Origin of the sequence: Streptomyces sp. Ag109_O5-10 (assembly GCF_900105755.1) — a bacterium.
Lineage (GTDB): Bacteria > Actinomycetota > Actinomycetes > Streptomycetales > Streptomycetaceae > Streptomyces.
The window spans coordinates 5,523,157-5,549,406 of the sequence record NZ_FNTQ01000001.1 but is presented as its reverse complement, the minus strand read 5'-3'; the positions used below and the strand labels follow the sequence as shown (position 1 = coordinate 5,549,406).

Sequence of the window (26,250 nt, the reverse complement as noted above, 5' to 3'; positions counted from 1 at the left end):
TACAACATGTGTCGCTTATCCATTCGGTGTCGTTCAGGCGGTAGTCTGGCAAGGTGTTGGAACCCACTGCAGAGACCTCGGGCAGCCGCGTCGACCCTCGGGTGCTCAGGACGCGTGCGCTGCTACGGACGGCGGCGCTGGAACTGGCATCGGAACGCGACGCCGACACCATCACGATGGCCGACATCGCGGAACGGGCCACCGTGAACCGGGCCACGGTCTATCAGCACTACAAGGACCGGGACGAGCTGCTGCTCGCCGCCATGGAGAGCGAGATCACCGCTCTCGCCCGCGCGGCCGCGCGCTGCCCGCTCGCCTACCCGCCGGACCGGATGCCCGCCGAGCTCGTCGAGCTCTTCCGGCATGTGGAGTCGAACGCCAGGCTCTACCGGCAGATGCTGGGACCTAACGGTACGGCCAGGTTCGTCAACCATCTCCGTGACCTGCTCGCCGACGAGGTCACGGCGCAGATGGACGCGGCGAGTACCCGGTCCGACGGGGCGCCGCCGAACGACCTGCGGGCGCACTACGTCGCAGGCGCCTTCGTCGGCCTGATCACCCGATGGCTGACGAGGCCGGACCCGCTGTCCGCCGAGGCCGTGGCGGCCGCTGCGTGGGAGGGACTGCGGCGCGCCTCCTGAGGTCGCCGGCCCGTTCCGCCTCGCCGGCCAGCGCGTGCGCGGCCCGCATGCCCTCCTCCACCGCCCGCACCGCGTTCAGGCCCCGTGCGTCGGCCGCGCCGCCCGCCGACCGGTGCGCGACGCCCGCCGCGGCCAGCACCGGCCGCAGCGCGTCCACCGGTGACTGCCCCGCCGCGACCACCACCGTGTCGGCCGGGACGAGCCGCTCCGCCCCGTCGGCGTCCCGCAGCAGCACCCCCTGCGGCAGCACGGCGCGGTACCGCACCCCGGTCAGCCACCTGACCCCGTGCCGACGGAGCTCGGCCAGTACGGCCCACCGGGTGCTGCGGCCCATGCCCTCGCCGATGCGTCCCGAGCGGCGCAGCAGGCACACCTCGTGGTGCCGGCCGGCCAGGAGATGCCCCAGGTCGACCGCGACCCCGCCGCCACCGATCACCACCACCCGGCGCCCGAGCTCGCCGGGGTGGCGGAAGGCGCGCTGGTAGTCGACGACCTGCGGCAGATGTTCCCCGGGCAGGCCCGCCGGACGGGGGACGACCCCGGTCGCCAGCAGCACCCCGTCGAAGCCGCGCAACAGGTCCGCGTCGGCGGCGTCGAGCGGCCGGTTCAGGTGGACCCGCACGCCGAGCCTGCGCAGCTCGGCCGCGAAGTACCGGACGGTCTCGCCGAAATCCTCCTTGCCCGGGACGAGCCGCGCCAGCCGGAACTGCCCGCCCAGCTCGTCGGCGGCCTCGAAGAGCTCGACGTGGTGTCCGAGCGCGGCCAGCGCCCGGCCGCCCTCCAGACCGGCCGGGCCGCCGCCGACCACCGCGAGCCGGGCGGGACGGGGCTGCCGGCGTCCGTGGGACCGCCGCGGGAACTCGAGCTCCCGCCCGGCCCGGGGATTGACCATGCAGGAGACCGGATCGTCGCCCAGCGAACGGTCGATGCACGCCTCGTTGCAGGCGATGCAGATGTTGGCCGGCGCCCGGCCCGGACGCCGTGCCTTGCGGACGATCTCCGGGTCCGCGAGGAAGGGCCTCGCCATGGAGACGAAGTCGGCCTGTCCCGAGGCCAGTACCCGTTCGGCGAGCTCCATCCGGTTGATCCGGTTGGAGGCGATCACCGGTGTCTCCAGACCGGCCGCCCGCACCGCCCGGCGGATCCGGGCGGCGTGTCCGGTCCACGCACCTGGCCGCACCAGGCTCTGCACGGTCGGCACCCGGGACTCGTGCCAGCCCACGCCGATGTTCAGCGCGTCGGCCCCGGCCCGCGCCAGCGCGACCGCGAAGTCCTGGGTCTCCGACGGAGGGGTGGAGCCGGGCATCAGGTCCGCTCCCGAGACACGGAAGAGCACCGGGAAGCCGGGACCGACCGCGGCCCGTACGGCGGCCATGACGGCCAGGGGGAACCGCATCCGCCGGGTGGCGTCGCCGCCCCACGCGTCGTCCCGCACGTTGGTCAGCGGGGACAGGAACTGGTTGAGCAGGTACCCCTCGGAGGCCATCACCTCGACCGCGTCGAACCCCAGGGCCCTGGCCTGGTGCGCGCCGTCGGCGAAACGGCGGATCACCGTCTGGATCTCTGCTTCGTCCAGCATCTTCGGGGGCTCCCCGCCGGACCGGCCGGCCAGCGCCGACGGCGCCACGGGGGTGTGCCCCGTGGCGTCCCCCGCGGCGTACCGGCCGGCGTGGAACAGCTGGAGCGCGATCCGCCCGCCCTCGCGGTGCACCGCCTCCGCCCAGGCGGCCAGGGCGGCGTGCCGGGCGGGGTCGTCGATCCTGGCGTAGAGCCGTCCGCCCGAGCCCTCCGGGCTGACCGCGCAGCCACCGGTGACGATGAGGCCGGCGCCGCCGCGGGCCCGTTCCGCGTAGAACGCCGCCATCGCGGCACCGCCGTCCGCGCGCGCCTCCAGATTGAGGTGCATGGCGCCCATCACGATCCGGTTGGCGGTCCGCAGCCCACCCAGCGAGCCCGGGCGGAAGACGTGGTCCAGCACCTACGCCTCCCAGGTGGGCCGCTCGCCCAGGCTGAGCGGCGCCGTGGTGTCGGCGAAGAACGGCGGGGCGACCACGCTCAGCCCGCCGTCCACCACCAGAGTCTGGCCCGTGATGTACTCGGCGCCCGGCGAGAGCAGGAAGGCGACGGAGTCGGCCACCTCCTGGACCGAGCCGGGCCGCCCCTTCGGAATGCGTTCGAGCACCGTGGCCATGTCGGCCATCCCCGGCACCCCGTAGAAGTACTCCAGGGAGTCGGAGTCGATCAGGCCGCCGTTGACCGCGTTCACGTTGATGCCGTAGGGGGCGAACTCCATGGCCATGTACCGGACCCAGGACTCGAGGGCGGCCTTCATGGAGCCGAGCGCGGCGTACGTCGGGTAGGCGCGGATGCTGCCGTAGCTCGACAGGGCCACGATCCGGCCCCCGGCGTCCATCAGCCGGACCGCCTGCTGCGCGCCGAGCACGAACGGCCGCAGGTTCATGGCATAGGTGCGGTCCAGATGGTGCGGCTTGAGGTCCAGGATGTTCTTGAAGGCGCCGGCCGCCGCGTTGGACACGAAGTGGTCCAGCCGTCCGAACTCCTCCTTCACCACGGCGAAGAGGCTCTCCACGCCCTCCACGGTCTCGACGTCGGCCCGCACCGCGAGACCGCGCCCGCCCGCCTCCTCCAGTTCGGCCACGGTCTTCTCGGCCAGGTCGGCGTTCTTCTTGTAGTTCACCACGACGGTGGCGCCGCCCCGGCCGAGGGTGAGCGCAAGCGCCCGCCCGATGCCGCGGGAGGCACCGGTGATCAGCGTCACCCGGTCCTGGAAGCTCCCGTCCCGAGCGGTCATCGGGTCACCTCCGTCCGGCTCAGGAGCTCGCGGAAGACGACGGTCTTCTGGATCTCGTTGGTGCCCTCCTCGAAGCGCTGGGCCCGGGCGTCCCGGTACACCCGCTCGATCGGGCTGGACCTCCAGTAGCCGGAACCGCCGTGCACCTGCAGGGCCTTGTCGGTGACCCGCCCGAGCATGTCAACCGCGGTCAGCTTGGCCATCGACGAGAGCATCGAGGCCTCGTCCGCCCCGGCCTCCCAACGGCGGGCCGCGTGCAGGGTGAGCTGCCTGGCCGCCTCGATGTCCGCCTCGTTCTCGGCCAGCATGAACTGCAGGGCCTGCCGCGAGGTGAGCGGCCGGCCGAAGGTCACCCGGTTCCGGGCGTACTCCAGGGCGAGTTCCTGGGCGCGCCGGGCCAGCCCCACGCAGCTCATCGCCACCGAGATCCGTGAAGGGGTCAGGAACCCGCCCAGGGCGACCGCGAGGCCGTCCCCCTCGGCACCGAGCCGGTTCGCCACCGGGACCGGCGTCCGGTCGAAGGCCAGCCGGGCGTGGTCGGTGCCGGTGACACCCATGGTCTGCGAGGTGTCCTCGACGGTGACCCCGGCCGCGTCCCGCGGCACCATGAGGGCGACGGTGCCCTCGTGTCCCGTACTGCCGGCCAGCCGCGCGGCCAGCAGCCAGTAGTCGCACCGTACGCCGAAGGTGATGAGGTGCTTGGCACCGCTCAGGTAGTAGGTGTCGCCCTCCCGGACCACGCTGGAGCGGATGTCGGCGCCGGTGCCCGCGTCCGGCTCGGTGAGCGTGAAGGCGACCTTGAGCCGGCCGGCGACGGAGGGCAGCACGAACCGCTCCCGCTGTTCCGGGGTGGCGAACCGGTCCATCGCCCGCCAGGTCCCGTTGACCACGTGCACCACCATGCGCAGGGAGCCGTGGGAGCGGGAGAACAGCTCCATCAGGTCCATCCACTGCGGGAAGGAGAGGCCACGCCCGCCGTACTCGCGCGGGGCGGCCAGCGACAGGTAGCCCAGTTCGCGCAACTCGGTCCAGAGGTCCTCGGGGACCGTGCCGGTGCGCTCGATCCGCTGGGCCCACTCCTCGGCCGGTCCCGCCACGTACGCGGCGACCTGGGCGCGCAGTTCCTCGAACTCGGCGGGCGCGATGCCCGGCGCCGCCGGTGCGACCTCGGTGATGCTCATGCCTTCTGCTCCTGGAGTGCGGGTGCGCAGCGGGCTTCGGCCCACTGCCGGAGAACGAACTTCTGGACCTTGCCGGCCGGATTGCGGGGCAGCCGGTCGACCAGCTCCAGCCGCTCCGGCCAGTAGTGCTTGGAGACCTGGTGGTGGTCCAGGTACTTGCGCATCGCCTCCAGGTCGAGGTCGGCGCCGTCGACCAGCGACACGAAGGCGCAGGCGCGTTCGCCGAGCCGCTCGTCCGGTGTGCCGACCACCGCGACCTCGTCCACCGAGGGGTGCTGGTGCAGCAGTTCCTCGATCTCGGCGACGGGGACCTTCTCCCCGCCCCGGTTGATCACGTCCTTGACCCGGCCGGTGATCCGGACGTAGCCGTCGGAGTCGATGACGGCGAGGTCCCCGGTGCGGTACCAGCCGTCGGCCGTCCAGGCCTCGGCCGTCAGGTCGGGACGGTCCAGGTAGCCCACGAACCCGGTGGGGGACCGGACCTCGAAGTTGCCCTCGAGGCCGGCCGGCAGCGCCTGTCCGGCGTCGTCGGTCACCCTGAGCCCGACCCCGGACATGGCCCGGCCGTCGGTGCCCCAGGCCTTCTCGGGCGGGTCGTCCGGAGCGGAGAGCGACCCCAGGCAGGTCTCCGTGGTGCCGAACGCGCCGCAGATCGCCGTGCCGAGCACCGAGGTGGCCCGCTCGGCCAGGTTCCGCGGCACCGCGGCTCCGGTCACGACGAAGGTACGCAGCGTCCGCGCCGTGCGCTCCCCCGCCTCGACCTCCTTCAGCAGATCGGCCAGGAACGGTGTCGCCGCCTGGACGAAGGTGGCACCGTGTTCGGCGACCGCCCGCAGCGCGGTGCGGGGGTTCCAGTGCGCCTGGACCACCTGGGGGACCCCGAGGGCGACGGCCAGCCACATCCCGTAGAGGAACCCCGTCTGGTGGGCCAGCGGGGACGGGACGAAGACCACGTCGCGGTCGTCCAGTCCGAGCCGTTCGGCCTGCAGCCGGGCGGCGTGCCCGAGCGTGTCGTTCCGGTGCAGGACGCCCTTGGGCTCGCCGGTGGTCCCCGAGGTGAACAGCAGCTGTGCGAGGGCGTCGGAGGCCGGCCGCCGGGCGGCGAGTGCCTCGCGGTCGACGTGCGCGGCGGCGGTCGTGGCACCCCAGTCGTGCCAGGCCGGTCCGGAGCCGTCGGCGGGCAGCTCCACCTCTTCCCCGTCGGCCGACACCACGGCCACATGGCGGACCCGGGCCCGGCCCGCCGGGTCCTCGGCGAACCAGGACTCGGTCTCCCTGCGGTGGTCCCGGTTGCGGAAACTGTCGGCGATCAACAGCACGCGGGCGCCGGAGCGGCGCAGGGCGAAGGCCATCTCCCGTTGCCGGAGGATCGGCATGAGCGGGCAGCAGACGGCGCCGATGCGCAGTGCCGCGAGCGAGACCTCCACGAACTCGGCCCAGTTGGGGAGCTGGTAGGCGACCGACTCGCCCGGCCGCACACCGAGGGCCAGCAGGGTGGCGGCCGCCCGGTCGACCCGCTGGTCGAGCTCCCGCCAGGTGATCTCGGTGTCGTACCCGTCCCGCACGTCCACCAGGGCGGTGTCCGCCGGGCGGTGCGCGGCCCAGTACCGCAGGTGCTCGGAGGGCGAGGCGGGCGACGCCGGCGCGCGTCCCTGCTCGACGGAGAGCCGCAGCCCCAGGCCTGTCAGGTCCGACAGGAACCCCGGATAGGAGATCCGGTAGGCCTGCGGGTAGGTGAGGGAGGTGACGCCGTGTGCCCGGGTGCCGGCCAGGGCGAGCGACATCAGGATCCGGTGGTCGTTGTACGAGGACAGGCGCGCGCCCGTGAGGGTGGGCACCCCCCGCACCCGGAGCCGGTCGCCCTCCAGGGTGAGGTCGGCGCCCATCGCGTTCAGCTGGAGCATCGCGGTGACCCGGTCGGACTCCTTGAGGCGGACGTGTCCCACGTGTTCGAAGACCGTCTCGCCTTCGGCCAGGGCGGCCAGGGTCGACAGCACCGGGAGCATGTCCGGGACCTCCCGGCAGTCCACCGTCGTGCCGCGCAGCCGGGTGCCGTCGTGGCGGATGCGGACACCGCCGGCCGCCGGGTCCACGGTCATCGGCACGCCCATGCGCCGCAGGACGTCGAGAAGGCCGATCTCGGGGTGGTCGTGCGGGTCGCCGTCGAGCCGGGTGATGCCCCGCAGGAGCACGTCGGAGGGGTGGAGGGCGGCGGCCGCGATCCCGAACGCGGCGGAACCGATGTCCGGCGGCAGGGTCAGGTCGGCCGGTCGGGCGCTCTGTCCGGGCTCGATCTCGAACCGCCGCCAGTCGCCGGACACGCTCACCCGGAGTCCGAAGCGACGCATCATCGCCACCGTCAGCTCCACGTACGGGCGCTCGTTCAGCTCGCCGCGCACCTCCACCACGGTGGGGCCGGTGGCGAACGGGGCGAGCAGGAGCAGCCCCGAGATCCACTGCGACAGGGTGCCCGGTATCACCACCCGGCCGCCGGTGGGCCGGCCGGGGGTCACGTGCACGGGCGGGCAGCCGTCCGCGGAGTCCAGGGAGACGCCCAGTTGCCGCAGCGCGTCGAGCAGCGGGCCGACCGGTCTGCGCCGGAAGTACTTCTGGCCGGTCACGGTGACGGGGGCCTCCGCCAGCGCGGCGAGACCGAGCATGAAGTACAGCGTGGTGCCGGAGCTGCCGGCGGTGACGGTCGCCCGGCGCGGGCGGTAACGGCCGCCCCGCACGACGTACGTGTCGCCCTCGACGTCGATGCGGGTGCCGAGGTCGCGCAGCAGGCGGACGGTGTACTGGACGTGGCGGGCGTCCGAGACGCCCTTGATCCGGCTGGTGCCGTCGGCGAGCGAGGCGAGGATCAGCGCGCGGTGCACGTGGTACTTGGAAGGGGGGACCAGCAGCTCGCCGTGCAGCGGCTTTCTGGTCGGCCTGACCATGAGATGCATGAACTGCCTTTCCGGCTCGTCGAGTCGGGGCGGGAGAGGGCCGGTCAGGCCGGGATCTCACCGCGTTCGAGGTAGGCGACGGCCTTTCCGACGGTGGTGAGCCTGTCGAAGACGGCGTTGGGCACCTCGGTGCCGAAGCGGCGCTGGACCAGGACGAACAGCGACACGACGGTCAGCGAGTCCAGGCTCAGGTCGTCGGTGAACGAGCTGTCCGGCGTGACGTCCTCCGCCGGGATCCCGGCGACCTCGTCGAGGATCTCCTTGAGGATCTGCAGGGTGTCGCTCTGCACAGCGGTCATGACGGGTTCTCCTTGTTCGGTGCGGCCGGTGCGGCCGGTGCGGTGGAGGCCGGGACGGGTGGTCCGGCGGGTGCCGGCGGGAGCCGGACGACCTGGCCGGCCCAGACGAGGCCGGTGCCGAAGGACAGCAGCAGGGCGAGCCCGCCGGGCCTCGCCTCGCCGGAGGCGAGCAGCTCCTGGATGGCGAGCGGGATCGACACCGCGGAGGTGTTGCCGTGGATCTCGACGCTGCGGGCCACCGCGACGTGGCCGGGGATGCCGAGCCCCTTGACCAGCTCGTCGGTGATCCGCGCGTTGGCCTGGTGCGGGACGAAGGAGTCGAGGTCCCCGACGGTCACCCCGGCCCGTTCCAGCGCCTGTTCGGCCACGGGGCCGAGCTGGTAGGCGGCCCACCGGAAGACCTCGCGGCCGTCCATGGTGATCACCGGCCAGCCGGGGGCGGGGGTGTCGCGCAGCGCGGCCCAGGAGTGGCTCTGCCGGATGGTCTCCTTGTGGGATCCGTCGGAACCCCAGACCACCGGGCCCACGCCGGGCCGGTCGGTGGGCCCGACCACGGCGGCGCCGGCTCCGTCGCCGAAGAGGAAGGCGGTGTCCCGGTCCTCCTGGTCGAGCAGTTCGGAGAGCCGTTCCACGGCGATGACGAGCACGTACCGGGCACTGCCCGCCGCGACCATGTCGGACGCCAGCGACAGCCCGTAGCAGAAGCCGGCGCATCCGGCCGAGATGTCGAAGGCGCCCGGTGCGACGGCGCCGATGCGGTGGGCGACACCGGCCGCGAGGGAGGGGAACTGGTGCAGGTGGGAGACGGTGGACACGATCACGCAGCCGACCTCGTCGGCGGCGATCCCGGCGTGTTCCAGGGCCCGTTCGGCAGCGGTGGCGGCCATGAACTCGACCGTCTCGGTCGGTTCGGCCCAGTAGCGGACCCGGATCCCCGAGCGGCTGCGGATCCAGTCGTCCGAACTGTCGATCCGCTCGCAGATCGCCTCGTTGGTGATCTGCCGCGACGGCAGGTAGGTGCCGATACCGAGCAGGCCGGTCAGGGCTCCCCGGAAGGCCTGGCCCCGGTCCGGTGGCGGGGTGCTCACGCCGCCACCGCCTCGAAGTCCGCCGCCCCGCACCAGCGGACCAGCGCCACGCCGACGTTCAGGCCCGAGCCGAACGCGGCGAGCACCACCAGGTCGCCCGGAGAGAGCCGGCCGAGGTCCTCGGCCTCCCGCAGGACCAGGGGGACGCTGGCGCCCGAGGTGTTGCCGTACTTCTGGATGTTGGTGACGGTGCGGTCGTCCGGTACGCCCAGGGCGGCCATGATGCCGCGCACGATGTACAGGTTCGCCTGATGGAGGGCGAACAGGTCGACGTCCGAGGGCTTTTGTCCTGCCCGTTCCAGCAACGTCTCGATGAGCACGGGCACTTCACCGACGGCGAAGTCGTGCACGGCCTTGCCCGAGAGTGAGGCGAAGTTGTCGCCGAAGGCGCTGGTCAGCGGACGGCCGTCGCGCAGGGTCCGCTTCTCGCGGGCCACCCAGACGGCCTGGTAGCGGGACGGGTCGCTGTGCAGCAGCGTGCGGCCGACGCCCCGGCCGGGACGGCAGCGCTCCAGCAGGTAGCAGGCGGCGCCGTCGCCGAAGATGACCGCCGGTCCGGGGTCCTTCCAGTCCATGGTCCGGGTGTTGACGTCGGCGAGCACCACGGCGACCCGCCGGTACTCGCCGGAGGCGAGGTACTTGGCGCCGACGTCGAGGGCGAACACGCCTCCCGGGCAGGCACCGCTGTTGACGTCGAACCCGGTGGCCCCGTGGGCGCCGGCCTTCTCGATCACCAGCATCGCCGTGGGCGGTGCCATGTTGTCCGGTGTGTAGGTGCCGCAGACGACGAGGTCCACCTCGGAGGGGTCGATGCCCGCCCGGGCGCAGGCGTCCTTGAGCGCGGCGGCCCCCAGGTCCGAGGTCCACTCGTCCTCGGCGGCCATCCGGCGTGTCTCCACGCCGATGTTCTCCCTGATCCAGTCGTCCCGGGTGAGGAGGATCTCCTCCAGGTCGGCATTGCTGACCGTCTTCTCGGGGAGATATCCGCCGACCGCCCGAATTCCCACGCCCCAGGACCGCTCCAGCGGTGCTCCGAATATGTCCATTCGAGGTTTCCTGTTCATTTCTGTGAAGCGGTTCAGATGATCCGGCGTGCGTTCTCCCGCCGATTTGCCCTGGCCTTGCGCCATGCGTCGACCGCCTCCGCCAGAAGCGCCGGATGGCCCGCAAGCACCTCGCCGAGGGCCTGTTCCGCGGCATTCGCGTCGGCGAGATAGTCGATCGTCTGGGCGCCGTCGCGGGCTCGTACGACGTTGTCGCCCAGGACGACGACCTTGCCGTCGGGCAGGGTGCGCGAACAGAGCACGCTGCCGGTCAGCGGAGAGTCCTCCGCCGCCAGGTGGAAGTCGACGATCCAGGCGTAGTCGGGGATGTCCAGCGGCTGCTCGGCGAAGCGGTAGACCGGCGTCCAGACCCCGTCCGCGCCGGCGCGCAGCAGGGTCGGACCGTCGTCCTCGCGTACCACGCGGAACGTCCAGCCGGCCTGCTCCTGAGGGGCCCCGGAGATGTCCAGGGGTTCCGGCGCGGAGAGCATCAGGAACCCCACGTCGACCAGCCAGGTGGTGCCCTCGGCCGTGACCAGCAGCACCAGGTGGTCCCAGTGCGGCCACCACTCGCCGCTGACCCGCCACATCTGCGCGGCCACCAGTCGCACCTCGAAGCCGGCCTCCCGCAGGAAGCGGCCGAACAGCGGGGTGGCCTCCAGGCAGGTGCCGCCGCGGCGGCGCCGGACGAGTTTGTCGAAGATGTCGGCGTACTCCAGCGAGGGCCGGACCCCTTCGAGGGATTCGAGCATCTCGTAGGGAACGGCGCGCAGATGGGCCGTCAGCAGGGCCCGCAGGCAGTCCACGGTCGGCTCGACCGGACCCTCGTGGCCCAGTCGGCGCAGATACTCGTCCCAGGGGAGCCGGAGCTGCCCGGAATCCGGCGGCGCGGCGGAATGGGAAGCGAATTCCAAGGGGTTCTCCGATAGCTCGGGATACGGGAGTCCGGCTGTTCCACGAAACGTTGTCGTGGTGAATCCTGAGGGACCGGATTCGCGCTTATAAGACCCGACTGCCCTGCTCGATGGTGCACCCCGATGACGTCGCCCTCCGGTGAGATTCGGGTACCTGGATCAGGTCTTGGCCGCGCCGCCCGGGCGCGCGACAGTACGGAATGCGCCCGGTGACGAACTCCGTTCGGGCCCGTGACCCAGGAGAAGAGACCTATGGAGAGCAAGGCCGTGCGGGCCGACGTGCCCGGGCCGGCACCGGAACTCGTGCCCCGCAGTCTGCTGTCCGTTCCGCCCTCGCTGGTGGACCGGCAGCTCGTCACGCGGATGGGCATCGAGATCGTTTCGTGGGACGCGGACCGCCTGGTCGGCACGATGCCCGTGGAGGGCAACCAGCAGCCGTTCGGCTGGCTGCACGGGGGCGCGAACGCGGTGCTCGCCGAGACCCTCGGATCGGTCGCGGCGGGCATCCACGTCGCCCCCCGGGGAACGGTGGCCGGGCTCGAACTGTCCTGTACCCACCACCGGCCGGCCCGCAGCGGCCTCGTGACCGGTGTCTGCACTCCGCTGCAGCAGGGGGACCGGGTGGCGACGTACCAGGTCTCCATCACCGACGACCGCGGGCGGCTGACGTGTACGGCCCGGCTGACCTGCCTGGTGTACAAGCGCTGAACCCGAGAGAGGCGAACGCATGTCGACGCATGTTGCGCGGCGGCCCGGCAGCGCGGGTGACAGTGCCGCAGCCCCGGAGCCGGATGCCACGGTGTTCCGCCGGGCGATGGGTCATCTGCCCACCGGCGTGACGGTGATCACGGCCGGCAGCGGCGGGGCCACCGAGGCGGTGACGGCGAGTTCGGTCACCTCCGTCTCGCTCGACCCCCTGCTGGTGCTGGTCAGCATCGGGGCGAACGGACGGCTGCGCGGTGCGATCGAGGACGCCGGCGGCTTCGCCGTGAACGTTCTCGCCGAGGACCAGGCGGAGCTGTCCGCGGCGTTCGCCGCGCGGGACCGGCCGCGCGGCCTGACCGCACAGGAGCGCCTCGGCGGGCGGGTCGGCGACAGCGGGCACGTGCTGCTCGCCGACGCCGTGTTCTCGCTCGAGTGCCGCACCGAGCACTGCTACCCCGGTGGCGACCACGTGCTCTTCCTCGGCCGGGTCGGCGCCGTGCACGTGGCCGATCCCGTCCGGCCTCCGCTGATCCACCATCAGGGCGGTTACGCCGCCCTCAGACACTGACCGAATCCGTGAACCGATCGAGGAAAGAGAAGGAGCACAGGACTGTGGGACGTTCGGTACTGGTCACAGGCGGCAACCGCGGCATCGGGCTCGCGGTGGCCCGGAGGTTCGCCGCGCACGGCGACGCCGTGGCGGTCACCCACCGCGGCTCGGGCGCCCCGGAAGGACTGCTCGGCGTCAAGTGCGACGTCACGGACGCCGCCCAGGTGGCCCAGGCCTTCGCCGAGGCGGAGGCGGCGCACGGACCGGTCGAGGTCCTGGTCGCGAACGCCGGCATCACCGAGGACGGGCTGCTGATGCGGATGGACGACGAGCAGTTCTTCCGCGTGCTGGAGACCAACCTCGGCGGCGCCTTCCGGGTCGCCCGTCAGGCGTCCGTCGACATGGTGCGGCGGCGCGCCGGCCGGATGATCTTCCTGTCCTCCGTGGCCGGCCTGCGCGGCTCCGCGGGCCAGGCCAACTATGCGGCCAGCAAGGCCGGCATGGTCGGCATGGCCCGTTCCCTGGCCCGTGAGTTCGGCCCGCGCGCGATCACCGTGAACGTCGTCGCCCCCGGACTCGTGGACACCGACATGACCGAAGGGCTCGGGGAACAGCGCCGGGAGCGGATCCTCGGCGAGGTGCCGCTCGGCCGCAGCGCCTCCGCCGAGGAGGTCGCCGAGGCGGTGTTCTGGCTGGCCTCGCCGCAGGCGGCGTACGTGACCGGTGCCGTCCTGCCGGTGGACGGCGGGCTCGGCATGGGCCACTGACCCCACCCGTCGGCGGCACGACCAGGGCGGCGGCCCCCGGAGTGGTCCGGGGGCCGCCGCGCGCTGCCGTCACCTGCCGTGCGGCTATTTCGGCGCGGCCACCGGGCGGCCGAGCAACGTGGCACCGTGCTGCTCGGCCCAGGCGCGGGTCTGCTGCGAGGTCCACTCCTGAGACGCCGTCAGCCCGCGCAGCGAGCCGTTGAAACGGGGCGCGACGAACCGGGCGAGCAGCTCGAAGCTGTGCTTCATCCGCTCCCGTGGCGCCCAGTCCTGGACCGTGACCAGGAGCCGGCCGAAACCGCCGGTGGCCTCCTGGACGCGCTCCACCGCCTGGATGGCGTCGTCGACCGAGCCGATGATCGCGCCGTGGTTGTCGACCGCCGCCTCCAGCGCCTTGCGGGCGTCGGCCCGCGACAGCGCGATCGGCAGGCCGAGGGTCTGCGCCCAGTACTCGTTGCGATACCGCAGCCAGCCCTCGACGACGTCGCGGAACGCCTCCTCCCTCGTCTCGGCGATGTGCACCGGAAGGGTGATCCGCCAGTCGGCGCGGTTCGCGGTACGGCCGTGCTCGGCGGCGGCCTCCTCGGCGTGCTGCCACTGCGCGCGCAGGTCGCTCGGCGAGGTGCCCGGACGCGGTGTGCCCAGCGAGAGCGGGCTGATGCCGTGCTGCCCCGCCAGCCGCATCCCGCTCGGCGAGGAGGCGCTGGAGACCGCGACCGGCAGGCCGGCGCGGGAGTACGGGCGCACCTGGAGCCTGGCGTCGCGCAGTTCGAACCAGTCGGTGCGCCGGGTCAGCGGCTCCTCACTGTTGAGCAGATGAAGAATCACCTCCAGGGACTCGGCGGTACGCGGGCGGGTGTCCACCGGGTCGATGCCGAGGATGTGCATGTCGGAGGGGAGCGATCCGGCGCCGACCCCGAGCATGAAGCGGCCCCGCGTCATGTGGTCGAGCTGGACGGCGCGCGAGGCGACCATGAACGGGTGGTGGTACGGGAGGCTGGTGACCCCGGTACCCAGCCTGATGTGGCGGGTGCGCTCCGCGGCCGCGGCGATGAAGAGCTCGGGCGAGCTGATCGTCCCCCAGCCCGCCGAGTGGTGCTCGCCCACCCAGAACTCGTCGAAACCGAGCTGGTCGAGCCACTCGATCAGCTCCATGTCCCGCCACATGGTCAGGGTCGGGTCCTCGCCGAGCGGGTGGAGCGGCGAGAGGAAGGCACCGAAGCCGATCCGGTCCATCTGAGGCTCCTTCTGTGGTGTGTCAGTGGTTCGCGCCGGCGCCGGACCGCGCCTGGTTCGCCATGGCCCGCGCCAGCAGCGGCCTGATCTCGGGCTGGCCCAGTGCGAGCACCTCGAATTCGGGAGCCCGCTCCCGCTCCGGTGCCGCCTGGTCCGCGCTCGCGGGGGTGTTGGTGGCCTGGAGCGACTGGAGTCCCTCGATGTAGGGACGGCGAGCCCGCTCGAACTCGTCGAGCCCCTGGGTCCCCTGCCCGCTCAGGGCCAGGTCGACGGCCTCCGCCAGGCAGACGGCGTCCTGGAGCGAGGTGTTCATGCCCTGGCCGGCGAAGGCGTGCATGCCGTGTGCGCTGTCGCCGAGCAGCACCACGTTGCCCGACGTCCAGGTCTCGGCCCGGACCGAGAAGTGCTGGACGCGGCGTACCTGGTCCCAGTCCGTGATGTGCTCGGCGAGCCAGGGCGCGAGCCGGGGCACCACGTCGGACCACACCTTCACCAGGCCCTCGACCGGGCCGTCGAGCACGCCTGCCGCCGTGGCCGCGTCGGTGATCCACACGATCACCAGTCCGTCCTCGCCCCGGCGGGTCTCCAGCAGATAGCCGTGCGCGCCGAAGTGCGCCCGGGTCAGCTCGTCCCAGTCCGGCGGGATCGGCACGCCCGCGTCCAGGTACCCGCCGCCCGACGCCGTGACGTCGGCGCCGATCCCGGCCAGCTCGCGGACGACGGAGTTGCGGCCGTCTGCGGCGAGCAGGTACGTCGGCCGGTACTCCTTGGTCCCGGCGGCCGTACGCACCGTCAGCGAGCGGGGGCCGCCCGGAGGTCCGCCGAGCCCTTCGACCTCGGCGCCCCAGACCAGCCGCACGTTGGGCAGCTCGGCCAGCTCGGCCAGCATCCCGGCGAGCAGCGCCCCGGGCCGCAGCGACAGCGCGTAAGGGACGGGGCAGCCGGCGAGTTCCTCGTACCGGTACCGGCCCGCGAGGCCGCCGCCGAAATAGGCCTCGGCGCCCAGCAGCCGGCCGGCGCCGGCCGAGGCGGGGCCGAGCAGGCCGACCTGGTCCAGCAGGCCCAGGGTGACGGGCTGGACGATGACGGATCCGCCGGCCGCCGGTGCGGCGCCGGCCGGATCCGGCCGACGCTCCAGGACGGTGACCCGCCGGCCCCGGCGGCCGAGCAGCAGCGCCGCCAGCAGGCCGGCCGGGCCCGCGCCGACCACACAGCAGTCGGGAGCGGGCTCGTTCTCTTCGGGTTCCTCCGACGGAGGGGGCACCTTCAAGGTGGACACACTTCCTCTCGTACTCGTGACTGTGCTCGTGCGCCGTCCTCGCGCGCCGTGCTCGTGGCCCTTCGTGCCGCTCCCGGGGAATGTCACGGGGCGAGGGGCCCGACGCGGAAGCGGTCGGGTCCGGTGCTGTGGATCACCGTCTGCGTCACGCGACCGCTCCGCACCCGGTCGGCGGCCTGCGCCGTCTCGACCAGGGCCCGCAGCCAGCCGAACGGCGCGCTCCACGGCACCGTCGGACCGGCCGGCCGGTCCGGCTCCTCCGGCAGGCCGCACAGCTCGGGCAGGCCGGTCCCGGTACGGCGCAGCAGCAGGGCCACCGCCGCGTCCCCGGCCGGCAGCGCGTCGAGGCCGTCCTCGGCCGCGGTGCGGCCGTGCACCCAGGTGGCCCGCTCGCCCGGTGCCGTCTCCACCCCGATCACCAGGACCTGTTCCACGGCGTCCTGGTCGAGCAGCAGGTCGGCCGCGCGGAAGGCCTCGGTGGCCAGGTCACCGCCGGCGGAGAGGCAGGTGAGCTGTCCGGTGATGCCGTACCGCTTGGTCAGGTGACCGAGGATCGACGTGGTGACGGACTGGAAGAACAGCAGGGGACTGTGCACCTGGCCGGCCACCAGGCGCTGGGTCGCGGTGTCCGTGGTCGTGGTGTCGCCGAACAGGGTGGCCAGTACGACGGCCGTCCGGGGTCCGGCGGCGCCGACCAGGTCGTCCGTCGAGCCCGGCTCGCCGAGGCAGGCGGTCACCACGTCGTGGACCAGCGGGCTGAACCGGGAGACCACGAAGCCGACCACCTTGGGCAGTTCGACCTCGGCGGCGCCGGGAAGGCCGGCCGCCGCCTCTCCCCAGGGAGTCCGGCAGGCCGCGCTCGCGATCGCACGCGGCTTGCTGAGCACGGTGGGCATGCTGGGGTCCTCTCGGAGCTGCGGCAGCCGGCCGGGGCCGCTCTCGCGGTACGTGGCGCGGGCCGTCATGCGCGCTCCAGCAGGAGCGCCGCGTTGACCCCGCCGAAGGCGGCGTTGAGGGAGAGCGCGCGCTCGATGCGCGCCGGACGGGCCGTACCGGGTACGTGGTGCAGGTCGCAAGCCGGATCCGGGTCGGTCAGGCCCGCGGTGGGCGGCAGTACGCCGTCGCGCAGGGCGAGCAGGGTGATCACGGCCTCGACGGCCCCGGTGGCCTCCAGCATGTGGCCGGTGCTGCTCTTGGTGGAGCTGACCGGCACCTCTGCCGTGTGCCGGCGCAGGATCCGGTGCAGCGCGGCGGTCTCCGCCACATCGTTCAGCGGGGTTCCCGTGCCGTGCGCGTTGACGTAGCCGAGTTGCCCCGGCTCGACTCCGGCACGCCGCAGTGCGGCACCGGCGGCCGCCGCGAGGCCGAGGCCCTGCGGGTGCGGCTGGATGACATGGTGGGCGTCGGCCGCCATGCCCCACCCGGTGACGCGGGCCAGCACCTCGCTCCCGCGGGCACGGGCGCGGGCGGCGTCCTCCAGGACCAGCACCGCCACCCCGTCGCCCTGCAGCAGGCCGTCCCGGTCGGCCGAGAAGGGGCGGACGGCATCCCGCCGGCTGAGCGCCTTGCCCGAGTCGAACTTGGCGAAGACGTCTTCGGTGACCAGGTACGCCCCGCCGCAGACGACGGTGTGCGCGGCGCCGCTCCTGATCAGCTCCGCACCGTGCGCGATCGCGTTGGTGGAGGCGACGCACGCGTTCACGAACGCGAGCCTGGGCCGGCCCAGGCCGAGTCGCTCCCCCAACCGGTGTGCGAGCCGGGCCGGCAGGCTGTCCAGCATGCGCCGGTCCACCGGCTCGTGCCCGGCGGCCCGGTCCTCCCAGAAGGAACGGGCCGCCGCGTAGTCGCCGTTCGTGCCGAGCAGGACCGGCGCGCCGGCTCCGTCGGTCCCCGCCATCCGGAGGGCCTCGACGGCGCACGCCTCCAGCAGCTCCGACTGGGACGGGGTGTAGCCGGGCTTCACCGGCACGTCCGGGACGGACGGTCCGTCGCCCTCGTAGGTACCGGCGTACGTGGCCCGGTAGGGGGCCGGGTCGAACCGGGTGACCGGCGTGAATCCGGGCCGCCCGCCGAACACGCCGTCGCGCAGGGCCTCGGCGCCGAAGCCGAAGGCGGTGAACACACCGAATCCAGTGATCGCCACCTCATGCGTCATGGACGACCTCCTGGGACGTGATGCGGGTGAGCCGGCGGTGGAGTTCGCCCGCCGAGGCGCAGGAGGCCAGCTCCTCCTCCTCGTCCGGCCGGATCGTGATGCCGTGCTCCTCCTGGAGCAGGTGCACCAGCCAGACCAGGGTCATCGAGTCGAGGACGAACTCCTCGTCGTCGGCGGAGTCCTCGGTGAGCACCCCGCAGTCGCGGAGCATCCCTACGACGTCCCGGACCGAGATCACTGAGCCGCCCCGCCCGCGGTGACGCGGGACCGCCGCTCCACCACCAGCGCCACGAGGTCGCCGAGGGTGGAGACCACCTCGGGGTCCAGCTCCGACTCCGGGAGCTCGATGTCGTACTCGCCCTCCAGCTGGAGCATCAGCTCGATCGTGGCGAGGGACTCCAGGCCCAGGCCGCCGTCGCCCAGCGGTGTGCGATCGTCGATCCGGTCCGGGAGCGGCAGGTTGATCACGTCGCGCACCACGGTGAGCACGAACGCGCGGGTCTCATCATGCATGGGTCGTTCCTTCGGCAGTCGGGTGAGGAGAAGCGGGAGTCGGGGGCCGTGTGGAGCGCCCGCTCACCGCACGACGGCCGGGACCCGGCCGGTCAGCAGTTCCGCGGAGTCGGGCATGCCGTGGATCACCGAGGCGAGCTCCCGGACCGCCTTGACGGGCTCGGCGTGCTGGAAGACGCCGCGGCCCACGGCGAGCCCGCTGCCGCCGGCGGCCATGACGGAGGCAGCGAACTCGTTGAGCGCGGCTCCCCGCGCCGGCCCGCCCGCGAGCAGTACCGGGATCGGGCAGCTCTCGACGATCTCGGCCATCCGGTCGAGCGGTTCCGGCCAGGCGGTCTTCACCAGGGTGGCGCCGAGATCGGCGGCCACGTTCACCACGTGGGCGAGCAGCGTGGGGTCGTGCGGGTCGGCGATCCGCGGGCCGCGCGGGTAGACCATGGCCAGCAGCGGAACGTTCCACCGCTGGCAGGCGTCGGCCACCGAACCGAGGTCCGCGAGCTGCGCGGCCTCGGTGTCGGATCCGATGTTGACGTGCACGCTCACCGCGTCCGCGCCGAGCCGTACGGCCTCTTCGACGTCACCGACCAGGACCTTCGCATGGCCGTCGAGCGCGTGCGGGGTGCTGGCACTGAGGTGGACGATCAGGGCGCACTCGCGGAGCAGCCGCGGATCGACCGTCCTGGCCCGTCCCTTGTGCACGACGATCGCGTCGGCTCCGCCCGCCACCACGTCACCCACCAGCCCGTTGAAGCGGGCGGCGCCGACGATCGGGCCGTCCGCCACCGAGTGGTCCATCGGTACGAAGAAGAAGCGCCCGTCCCGGTGCCGGGAGAGCCGGGCCAGCCGAACGGCGAGGCCGTCGGACCGTGCAGTCATACTCCATCAACTCCTGGTTTGCATGAGGATGTCGCCACGCCTCGGCAGGCATCTGGAGTCTGGCGCGAACGCAAGGGCGGGACAGCCCCCGAATGGAGCGTCTGTAAGGGAGCCGCGGGCAGCGCGATGGAGGTAGCCGGACAGGCAGGTGGGGGCCTGGGCGACCGGAGCCGGTCGAGCAGCCCTGTCGAGCATGTCGGCCGCCGGCGCCCGGTGCGAGGGTTCTGCCAGTCAAGCGTGCCGACCGTAGGGATGGTAGTTGTGAAATTCGCATGGGTTGATCTCCGCTCCGTCGCCGCCGACCAGCGGGAGTCGATCGTGGACGCGACGGTTCACGCCCGGCTGGCCGGCGTGCTGGACGACCGGCTCGAGACGCTCGCGACCCTGCCGCCGACGGTGCAGAAGCTGCTGGTCGCCGAGCCGGGCGCGGTGCTCGCGCCGGAGGCCGCCGACATCGCCGACGTGGTGCTCACCCGGGTCGGCAGCACGGCGGAGCTGGAGAAGCTCAAGCTGGCCGCGGCCGAGCGGCCCGACCGGACAGGCGCCCTCGTGGAGGTCGTCGACGACCCCACGCTCAAGGTGGCCTGCGCCGCGGCCCAGGCGTTGGAGTACACGGTGGTGAAGTTCCGCGATCCCACCAAGATCCCGCTGGAGATCGTGATCGCGGCCGCCGACAAGTCCCCCGGGCGGCTCATATGCGAGGCCGCCGACCTGGAGGAGGCGGGCATCATCGTGGACGTCCTGGAGAAGGGCTCGGACGGCCTGCTGCTGGCTCCCAAGGACGCCAACGACGTCTTCGGCCTCACCTCGCTGCTGGCGAGCACCACGCCGGACCTCGAACTGACCACCCTGACCGTGGAGTCCATCGAGCACAACGGCCTCGGCGACCGGGTGTGCGTCGACACCTGCACGCACTTCGAGAAGGACGAGGGCATCCTCGTCGGCTCGTACGCGCACGGCTTCGTGCTGTGCGTGAGCGAGACCCATCCGCTGCCGTACATGCCGACCCGGCCGTTCCGGGTGAACGCGGGTGCCCTGCACTCCTACGTCCTCGGGGCGGACAACCGCACGAACTACCTCAGTGAGCTCAAGGCCGGCAGCACGGTGCTCGGTGTCACCGCCGACGGGCGGACCCGGCGGATCGTCGTGGGCCGGGTGAAGCTGGAGTCGCGTCCGCTGCTGACGATCCGGGCGAAGTCGGAGAGCGGTGTCGAGGTCAGCCTCACGCTGCAGGACGACTGGCACGTCCGGGTGCTCGGCCCCGGTGCGGCGGTGCTCAACTGCACCGAACTCAAGCCCGGCGACAAGCTGCTCGGCTACCTCGCCACCGACAAGCGTCATGTCGGCTGGCCGGTGGGCGAGTTCTGCATCGAGAAGTGACGGGATTCCTGACGGAAGGATGACGCGATGGCTGCCGCCACGGACTTCAGCGCCTGGCTCGCCGCTCTCCTGTCGGACAAGGAACGTTTCGACGAGGTGTGGGCCCACGGCGAGACCGTGGTCCCCCGCGCACGGCTGCAGGCCGAGACCGAGCGCACGCTCGGCACCCTGCGGGCGCACGGGGTGCGAGGCGGCGGCACGGTCGCCGTCCAGGTACCGCCGAGTTTCACCCTGCTCTGGTCGGTGTTCGCCCTGTGGTCCGCGGGCGCGCAGGTCATGCTCCTCGACCCGCGGCTGACGCCCGCCGAGACCACCAGGCTGCTGGAGCTGTGCGAGCCGCAGTTCCACCTGACGTCCGGCACCGCCGGCCGGTCCACGGCCGTGTTCCGGGACGAGTGCGAGGTGGTGGTGGAGCGCCGCCCGACCGGCCGGGCCGCGCAGAGCGAGCACTGCCTGCTCCAGTTCAGCTCGGGCTCCACCGGGCTGCCCAAGGTGATCGGCCGTACCGGCCGGTCGCTGCTCGCGGAGGTGGAACGCTTCGCGGCCCTCCCCGACATGCCGAAACGCGGTGAGAACCTGCTGCTGCTCAGCTCGCTGGTGCACTCCTTCGGTCTGATCGGCGGGGTGCTGCACGCGCTGTCCACCGGGGTCACGCTGCACTTCGCCGCGCGACCGCAGCCGTACGAGCTGCTGAGGCTGATGGCCGACCGCCCGGTGGACGCGGTGTTCGGGGTACCGGTCCACTTCGACCTGCTGAGCCGGGCCGCGACGGTGCCGTCCCTGCCGGCCCTGCGGCTGGCCGTCTCCGGCGGCGAGGCGATGCCGTCCGAGGTGTCGGCCCGCTTCGCGGAGCGGCACGGCGTCCGGATCGGGCAGGCGTACGGCATGACCGAGGTCGGCATCATCGCGACCGATCTGACGGGGCGGCACGGCTCGCCGGCGGTGGGGCTGCCCGCGCCGGGCATCGAGACCGCGGTCACGGACGGGACGCTGCGGGTGCGGCTGTCCGAGAACCCGTACCTGCACGCCGACCGCACCGACCGGTACACGGACGGCTGGCTGAACACGTACGACCGCTGCACGCTCCGGCCCGGCTCCGGGGTGCTGGAGATCACCGGGCGGGCCGACTCGCTGGTGGCGATCGGCGGGCTGAAGGTCGACCTCATGGAGGTCGAGCTGGCGCTGCTGGAACATCCGGCCGTCAGTGAGGCGGTCGTGGTCTTCGGTGAGGCGATCGAGGCCCACCTGGTCGCGGACGGCGGCCTGCCGAAGCGGGAACTGCTGGACTGGTGCCGGGGGCGGCTGAGCCCGCACAAGATTCCCAGGGCCTTCCACTTCAGCTCCGCGGCGCTGCCGCGCACCAGCAACGGCAAGCTGATCCGCAACCGTGAACTGCTGCACTCGGCACGGGAGAAGGACCGTCCGGCGGTGATCCGGTGATCGATCCGAAGTTCCTGGGAACCAGGTCCGAACCGTTCCCGGTGGACGTGGAGCGGGGCAGACTGCTGATGTTCCACCAGGTGGTGGGGGCGCCCGGACCGGTGTTCACCGACCCGGACGCCGCCCGCCGGGCCGGGCATCCGGACCTGCCGGTGCCTCCGACGTTCCTCTTCGGCCTCGACCTTGCGGATCCGTCGGACCTGCTGACGGAGATGGGTGTGGACCTCTCCCGGGTCCTCCACGTGGAACAGGGGTTCGTCTACCACCGGACGGCGTACGCGGGAGAGACCCTCGTCTTCGCCCCGGTGATCACGGACATCTACTCCCGCAAGGGCGGGGCGCTGGAGTTCGTCGTGCGCGACACGGCGGTGACCGGCGCCGACGGCGAGCCGGTGGCCGACCTCCACCAGGTGATAGCCGTACGTTCCCCGGACTCCGGCGAGGAGGCATCATGACCCTCTTCTCCCTGGCGGCCGCCGACGTCGGCACCGAACTGCCCGAACTGCCGGAGCTGCACGTCAGCCGGGCACTGCTGGCGCTCTTCGCGGGCGCCTCCGGCGACCACAACCCGATCCACATCGACTCGGACGCGGCCCGTGCGGCGGGCCTGGACGACGTGATCGCCCACGGCATGCTGTCCATGGCACTGCTCGGGCGTCTGCTCACCACCTGGGTGCCGATCGGGGACCTGCTGTCCTTCCGGGTCCGCTTCTCGGCGGTGACCCCGGTCCACGCCCGGCTCCGCTGCACGGCTCGGGTCACGGCGATCGACGTGGACGGGGCGGTGCGCCGGGCCCGGCTGGCCGTCACGGTCCGCATCGAGGACGGTCCGGTCACCGTGCGCGGCGAGGCCTTCGTCCGGCTGCCCGGAGCCGGCGCATGAGCCGGGTCCGGGCAGGCGACGAGCGCATCGCGAAGCAGCACGAGTACATCGGGGAGCTGGACCGGTCGCTGATCGACCTGATCCAGCAGCGGACCGAGGCGGCTGCGGAACTCGCCTCGCTGAGCCGGGACCTCGGTGCGCCCGGCGTCGATCTCTCCCGGGAGAACGCCGTGCTGCGGCTCTACCACTCGGCGCTCGGCCGGTCCGGCACCTCGCTGGCACTGCTGCTCCTCGGGCTGGGCCGGGCCGGGGAGCGGGCGGCCGCCAAGGATCCGCCCGCCGGCCCGGCACACGGGTGAACGGACTGGGGCCCGGCATGCGCGTGCATGCCGGGCCCCGGTCCGTTCCGGGTCAGACCGCGGGTTCGGTCAGCTGCGCGGTCCGGGAGGCGGGCGCCGAGTCGTTGCGCGGTACCCGGCCCGGCAGCGTGACGCACGGCAGGAGCGCCAGCACGGTCAGCCCGAGGGCCCACCAGAAGGTGACCGAGAAGGCGCCCGCCAGCGAGTGGGCGATGTCGCTGCCCGGCAGGACCTGGGTCAGCCCCGCGGCACGGCCGTCCAGTTCGTCCGTGGCGCGCTTCTGGAGCACCACGGCGAGGGCGGCCGTGCCGAGGGACGCGCCGATCCGCTGGAAGATGTTGAAGGCGCTGGTCGCGTGCGGCACCGAGGCGGACTTCAGGCCCGAGTAGGCCGTGGTCATGCAGGGCAGCATGGCGGCGCCGAACCCGAACCCGCGTACGACCATGGACGAGCAGAGCAGGACCTTGCTGCTGTCGGCCGTGATCAGCCCGAACGGAACGGTGCCGATCACGGCCAGGAAGACGCCCGCGATGCTGACCGAACGGGCCCCGAGCGCGGCCGTGAGCTTCCCGACCACCACGATGGCGAGGAAGTAGCCGATGCTCTGCGGCATCAGCAGGAGGCCGGACTCCATGACGTCCGCCCCGCGCACGAGCTGGAAGTACAGGGGAAGCGGGATCATCGCCCCGAACATCGCCATGCTCAGGAAGAAGGTGGCCGACGTGCCGCTCCTGAAGTTGCGCTCCTTGAACAGCCTCAGGTCCATCAGGGGCGCGAAGCGGGTGCGCAGCGCGTGCCCGCAGAAGGCGAGGATCAGTACCGCCCCGACGACGAGTCCGGCGATCGTGGCGTCGTTGTCGAAGCCGCCCTCGCTGCCCACCTCGGACAGGCCGTACAGGAAGGCGCCGAGGCCGGGCGCGAGGAGTGCGAGGCCCAGGACGTCGAGCCGGGACCTGCCCGGGGCGACGACGTTGCTGATCTTCATGAGGGAGAACACGATGGTCGCGAGGCCGAGCGGCAGGTTGAGGTAGAAGATCCACCGCCAGCCGATGTGGTCGATGACGACTCCGCCGAGCGTCGGTCCGACGACCGGGGCGAACATCGCGGGGATCGAGACGATGCCCATCAGCCGGCCGAGCCGCTTGGTACCCGCCGCCTGGGCCAGCAGCGACTGACCGACCGGCATCACCAGGCCGCCGCCGACGCCCTGGAGCACACGGAAGACGATCAGGCTCTGGACCGACCACGAGAGCCCGGCGAGCAGTGATCCGGCGAGGAACACCACCTGCGAGAACAGCCAGGTCTGCTTGGCGCCGAAGCGTTCGACCGCCCATCCGCTGAGCGGGATGGTCATGCACAGGGCCAGCAGATAGCCGGTCACGGACCACTGGACGGCGGACAGCCCGGCGTCGAACTCCTTGGCGAGAGTGCCGACCGCGACGTTGACGATCGTGCTGTCCAGCAGGGTGGCGAAGCCTCCCAGCACCAGGATGCCAGTGAGCCACCAGAGATCCGGGCCGATGCGCTCGGCGTCGGCCGCGGCCGTCGGCGGCGCCGCATTGTCCATGCTCATGGGTGTCTCTTCCCTTCCGAGGATTCCAGCTCCAGATCCTTCCACGACACGTGTTGTCTGTGCAACACGTGTCGTGGAGAGGGGGGCCGGGCGCGGCAAGGCGGCGGGGCGGCAGGGAAAGTCAGGGCCGGGCGCCGAGCAGAGCCGTCAGTTCACGTTTCAGGACCTTTCCGCTGGGGCCGAGCGGGAAGGCATCGAGGAACTCCACCCGGCGGGGGTACTTGTACGCGGCGAGCCGCTCCTTGCTCCAGGCCACGATCTCCGCGCCGAGCCGCGGCTCCGGCCGGACGCCCGGCCGCACCACCACCACGGCGCAGACCTCCTCGCCGTGCACGTCGTCCGGCAGACCGACGACGGCGACCTGGGCGACGGCCGGGTGGCGCACGAGCACCTCCTCGACCTCGCGGGGGTACACGTTGTACCCGCCCCGCACGACCATGTCCTTCTTCCGGTCCACCACGGACAGGTAGCCGTCCCGGTCCTTCACCCCCAGGTCGCCCGACCGGAACCAGCCGTCCACCAGCACCTCCGCGGTCGCCTCGGGCCGGTTGAGGTATCCGGCCATCACGTTGTGGCCGCGGACGACGATCTCGCCCACCGTGCCCGCCGGCATCAGCTCGATCCGGCCCTCCAGGTCGGCCCTGGCGATCTCGACGTCGACGCCCCGGATCGGCAGCCCCACCGTGCCCGGCCGGCGCGGCCAGGCCTTCTGGTTGTACGCGACCACCGGGGACGTCTCGGTGAGGCCGTACCCCTCGTAGACGGGGCAGTCGAAGACCTGCTGGAACTCGTCGAGCACGGTGACCGGGAGCGCCGAGCCTCCGGAGAAGGCGCGGTCGAGCGGCGGTCGCCGGGAGTCCAGCGTGGCGGCTTCGAGGAGCGCGATGTACATCGTGGGGACGCCCATGAACACCGAGCACCGGTGCTCGACCATGAGATCGAGAGCGCGTCCGGCGTCGAACCGCTCCATCAGCACCATGGTGGCGCCGGCCCGGAAGCAGGTGCTCATCCCGCAGATCTGCCCGAAGGTGTGGAACAGCGGCAGACAGCCGAGCAGCACGTCGTCGGCGCGGAAGTCGAACGGGGAGACCATGCCGACGTCGACGTTCATCGTGATGTTGTGGTGCGTCAGCATCGCCCCCTTGGGGCGTCCGGTGGTCCCGGAGGTGTAGAGGACCACCGCGAGATCGCTCGGCTCGCGGAGCGCGTAGCCGTCGACCGGGGCCGCCTGCCGCGCGAGCACGTCGAGGCGCGGCTCTGCGCTGCCGTCGTCGTCCGCGAGGACCGTGACCAGTGGCACCCCGGCGCCCTCGGCGCCCTGCTCCCCCTCCGCGAGCAGCGATCCGGCGCAGACCAGGGCCGTGGCGCCGCTGTCGCGCAGGACGTACTCGACCTCGGACGCCTTGAGCAGCGCGTGCACGGGCACCACCACCGCACCGAGCGCCAGCACGCCGAAGTAGACCATCGGGAACTCGGGCGAGTTGCCGAGCAGCAGCGCCACCCGGCTGTTCGGGCCGACCCCCAGACCGGCCAGTGCCGCCGCGTATTTTCTTGCGTTCAGCCAGAGTTGACCGTACGTCACCTCCGCTGTGCCGAAGACGACCGCCGGATGGTCCGGTCGCCGGGCCGCCGACTCGGCGAGTATGGCCGCTACCGACAGGGACATGG

At 72.5% G+C, this 26,250-nt stretch carries 26 protein-coding genes; 9 read left to right on the top strand and 17 right to left on the bottom strand.

Going from position 1 to position 26,250, the window contains the following annotated elements; genetic code table 11:
• Positions 1-53 precede the first annotated feature (53 nt).
• A complete protein-coding gene (locus BLW82_RS25445; protein ID WP_256215953.1) occupies positions 54-641 on the top strand; it encodes a TetR/AcrR family transcriptional regulator in 588 nt (195 codons plus the stop codon).
• Here BLW82_RS25445 and BLW82_RS25440 read toward each other — a convergent pair.
• The 8 genes from BLW82_RS25440 to BLW82_RS25405 are packed head-to-tail and all read right to left on the bottom strand — an operon-like array spanning position 556 to position 10,926.
• Positions 556-2,619 carry an oxidoreductase gene (locus tag BLW82_RS25440; RefSeq protein ID WP_093502067.1) on the bottom strand — a complete coding sequence of 688 codons (2,064 nt, stop codon included), beginning with the start codon at positions 2,617-2,619 and terminating at the stop codon, positions 556-558. The two genes, BLW82_RS25445 and BLW82_RS25440, sit on opposite strands and share 86 nt — an antisense overlap.
• Positions 2,620-3,453: a 1-cyclohexenylcarbonyl-CoA reductase gene (locus tag BLW82_RS25435; protein ID WP_093502065.1), complete on the bottom strand. Its 834-nt coding sequence runs from the start codon at positions 3,451-3,453 to the stop codon at positions 2,620-2,622.
• The gene (locus tag BLW82_RS25430; RefSeq protein WP_093502063.1) at positions 3,450-4,634 is read right to left on the bottom strand and encodes an acyl-CoA dehydrogenase family protein; all 1,185 of its coding nucleotides are present in this window, start codon (positions 4,632-4,634) and stop codon (positions 3,450-3,452) included. Before BLW82_RS25430 ends, BLW82_RS25435 begins: the two co-directional genes overlap by 4 nt.
• Positions 4,631-7,582 (bottom strand): 3-phosphoshikimate 1-carboxyvinyltransferase, encoded by a 2,952-nt coding sequence (gene aroA, locus BLW82_RS25425; RefSeq protein WP_093502061.1) that lies wholly within the window; start codon positions 7,580-7,582, stop codon positions 4,631-4,633. Before aroA ends, BLW82_RS25430 begins: the two co-directional genes overlap by 4 nt.
• A gap of 44 nt (positions 7,583-7,626) precedes the next feature.
• Positions 7,627-7,881 (bottom strand): acyl carrier protein, encoded by a 255-nt coding sequence (locus BLW82_RS25420; RefSeq protein WP_093502059.1) that lies wholly within the window; start codon positions 7,879-7,881, stop codon positions 7,627-7,629.
• Complete coding sequence (locus BLW82_RS25415) at positions 7,878-8,969, bottom strand: beta-ketoacyl-ACP synthase III (protein ID WP_093502057.1); 1,092 nt, start codon at positions 8,967-8,969, stop codon at positions 7,878-7,880. Before BLW82_RS25415 ends, BLW82_RS25420 begins: the two co-directional genes overlap by 4 nt.
• Complete coding sequence (locus tag BLW82_RS25410; protein ID WP_093502055.1) at positions 8,966-10,015, bottom strand: 3-oxoacyl-ACP synthase III family protein; 1,050 nt, start codon at positions 10,013-10,015, stop codon at positions 8,966-8,968. The genes BLW82_RS25415 and BLW82_RS25410 overlap by 4 nt, the downstream gene beginning before the upstream one ends.
• A gap of 32 nt (positions 10,016-10,047) precedes the next feature.
• Positions 10,048-10,926, bottom strand: a complete 879-nt coding sequence (locus BLW82_RS25405; protein ID WP_093502053.1) for an arylamine N-acetyltransferase family protein — start codon at positions 10,924-10,926, stop codon at positions 10,048-10,050.
• Between the two features lie 252 nt (positions 10,927-11,178).
• Here BLW82_RS25405 and BLW82_RS25400 point away from each other — a divergent pair, with 252 nt between their 5' ends.
• The 3 genes from BLW82_RS25400 to fabG are packed head-to-tail and all read left to right on the top strand — an operon-like array spanning position 11,179 to position 12,948.
• Positions 11,179-11,634, top strand: a complete 456-nt coding sequence (locus BLW82_RS25400) for a PaaI family thioesterase (RefSeq protein WP_093502051.1) — start codon at positions 11,179-11,181, stop codon at positions 11,632-11,634.
• A 19-nt stretch (positions 11,635-11,653) separates the two neighbouring features.
• Entirely contained in the window at positions 11,654-12,199 is a 546-nt protein-coding gene (locus BLW82_RS25395; RefSeq protein ID WP_093502049.1) for a flavin reductase family protein, read from the top strand.
• A gap of 44 nt (positions 12,200-12,243) precedes the next feature.
• Entirely contained in the window at positions 12,244-12,948 is a 705-nt protein-coding gene (fabG, locus tag BLW82_RS25390; RefSeq protein WP_093502047.1) for a 3-oxoacyl-ACP reductase FabG, read from the top strand.
• A gap of 84 nt (positions 12,949-13,032) precedes the next feature.
• On the opposite strand, the gene BLW82_RS25385 is transcribed toward fabG, so the two are convergent.
• The 7 genes from BLW82_RS25385 to BLW82_RS25355 all read right to left on the bottom strand — a co-directional run bounded on the left by BLW82_RS25385 (position 13,033) and on the right by BLW82_RS25355 (position 19,007).
• Positions 13,033-14,184 (bottom strand): LLM class flavin-dependent oxidoreductase, encoded by a 1,152-nt coding sequence (locus BLW82_RS25385; protein WP_093502045.1) that lies wholly within the window; start codon positions 14,182-14,184, stop codon positions 13,033-13,035.
• Positions 14,185-14,206: 22 nt separating this feature from the next.
• Positions 14,207-15,448, bottom strand: a complete 1,242-nt coding sequence (locus BLW82_RS25380; RefSeq protein ID WP_256216230.1) for an FAD-dependent oxidoreductase — start codon at positions 15,446-15,448, stop codon at positions 14,207-14,209.
• 98 nt (positions 15,449-15,546) lie between these two features.
• On the bottom strand, positions 15,547-16,428 hold the full coding sequence (locus BLW82_RS25375) for a beta-ketoacyl synthase chain length factor (protein ID WP_256215952.1): 882 nt from the start codon (positions 16,426-16,428) through the stop codon (positions 15,547-15,549).
• Entirely contained in the window at positions 16,425-17,618 is a 1,194-nt protein-coding gene (locus BLW82_RS25370; RefSeq protein WP_093502041.1) for a beta-ketoacyl-[acyl-carrier-protein] synthase family protein, read from the bottom strand. Before BLW82_RS25370 ends, BLW82_RS25375 begins: the two co-directional genes overlap by 4 nt.
• A complete protein-coding gene (locus BLW82_RS25365; RefSeq protein ID WP_143063715.1) occupies positions 17,608-17,856 on the bottom strand; it encodes a hypothetical protein in 249 nt (82 codons plus the stop codon). The genes BLW82_RS25370 and BLW82_RS25365 overlap by 11 nt, the downstream gene beginning before the upstream one ends.
• On the bottom strand, positions 17,853-18,131 hold the full coding sequence (locus BLW82_RS25360) for an acyl carrier protein (RefSeq protein ID WP_093502038.1): 279 nt from the start codon (positions 18,129-18,131) through the stop codon (positions 17,853-17,855). Before BLW82_RS25360 ends, BLW82_RS25365 begins: the two co-directional genes overlap by 4 nt.
• Before the next feature lie 63 nt (positions 18,132-18,194).
• Complete coding sequence (locus tag BLW82_RS25355) at positions 18,195-19,007, bottom strand: 2-amino-3,7-dideoxy-D-threo-hept-6-ulosonate synthase (protein ID WP_093502036.1); 813 nt, start codon at positions 19,005-19,007, stop codon at positions 18,195-18,197.
• Between the two features lie 261 nt (positions 19,008-19,268).
• Between BLW82_RS25355 and BLW82_RS25350 the strand changes: the two genes are divergently transcribed.
• Genes BLW82_RS25350 through BLW82_RS25330 form a run of 5 tightly spaced genes read left to right on the top strand, consistent with a single transcriptional unit; the run spans position 19,269 to position 23,009 of the window.
• A complete protein-coding gene (locus BLW82_RS25350) occupies positions 19,269-20,387 on the top strand; it encodes a 3-dehydroquinate synthase II family protein (protein ID WP_093502034.1) in 1,119 nt (372 codons plus the stop codon).
• A 27-nt stretch (positions 20,388-20,414) separates the two neighbouring features.
• Positions 20,415-21,827 carry a class I adenylate-forming enzyme family protein gene (locus tag BLW82_RS25345; RefSeq protein WP_093502032.1) on the top strand — a complete coding sequence of 471 codons (1,413 nt, stop codon included), beginning with the start codon at positions 20,415-20,417 and terminating at the stop codon, positions 21,825-21,827.
• A complete protein-coding gene (locus tag BLW82_RS25340; RefSeq protein WP_093502030.1) occupies positions 21,824-22,282 on the top strand; it encodes a MaoC family dehydratase N-terminal domain-containing protein in 459 nt (152 codons plus the stop codon). The genes BLW82_RS25345 and BLW82_RS25340 overlap by 4 nt, the downstream gene beginning before the upstream one ends.
• Entirely contained in the window at positions 22,279-22,710 is a 432-nt protein-coding gene (locus tag BLW82_RS25335) for a MaoC/PaaZ C-terminal domain-containing protein (RefSeq protein ID WP_093502028.1), read from the top strand. Before BLW82_RS25340 ends, BLW82_RS25335 begins: the two co-directional genes overlap by 4 nt.
• The gene (locus tag BLW82_RS25330) at positions 22,707-23,009 is read left to right on the top strand and encodes a chorismate mutase family protein (protein WP_093502027.1); all 303 of its coding nucleotides are present in this window, start codon (positions 22,707-22,709) and stop codon (positions 23,007-23,009) included. Before BLW82_RS25335 ends, BLW82_RS25330 begins: the two co-directional genes overlap by 4 nt.
• Before the next feature lie 52 nt (positions 23,010-23,061).
• Here BLW82_RS25330 and BLW82_RS25325 read toward each other — a convergent pair whose 3' ends face one another.
• Positions 23,062-24,582 carry an MDR family MFS transporter gene (locus BLW82_RS25325; RefSeq protein ID WP_218162380.1) on the bottom strand — a complete coding sequence of 507 codons (1,521 nt, stop codon included), beginning with the start codon at positions 24,580-24,582 and terminating at the stop codon, positions 23,062-23,064.
• Between the two features lie 121 nt (positions 24,583-24,703).
• The gene (locus BLW82_RS25320; RefSeq protein WP_093502025.1) at positions 24,704-26,248 is read right to left on the bottom strand and encodes a long-chain-fatty-acid--CoA ligase; all 1,545 of its coding nucleotides are present in this window, start codon (positions 26,246-26,248) and stop codon (positions 24,704-24,706) included.
• Positions 26,249-26,250 lie beyond the last annotated feature (2 nt).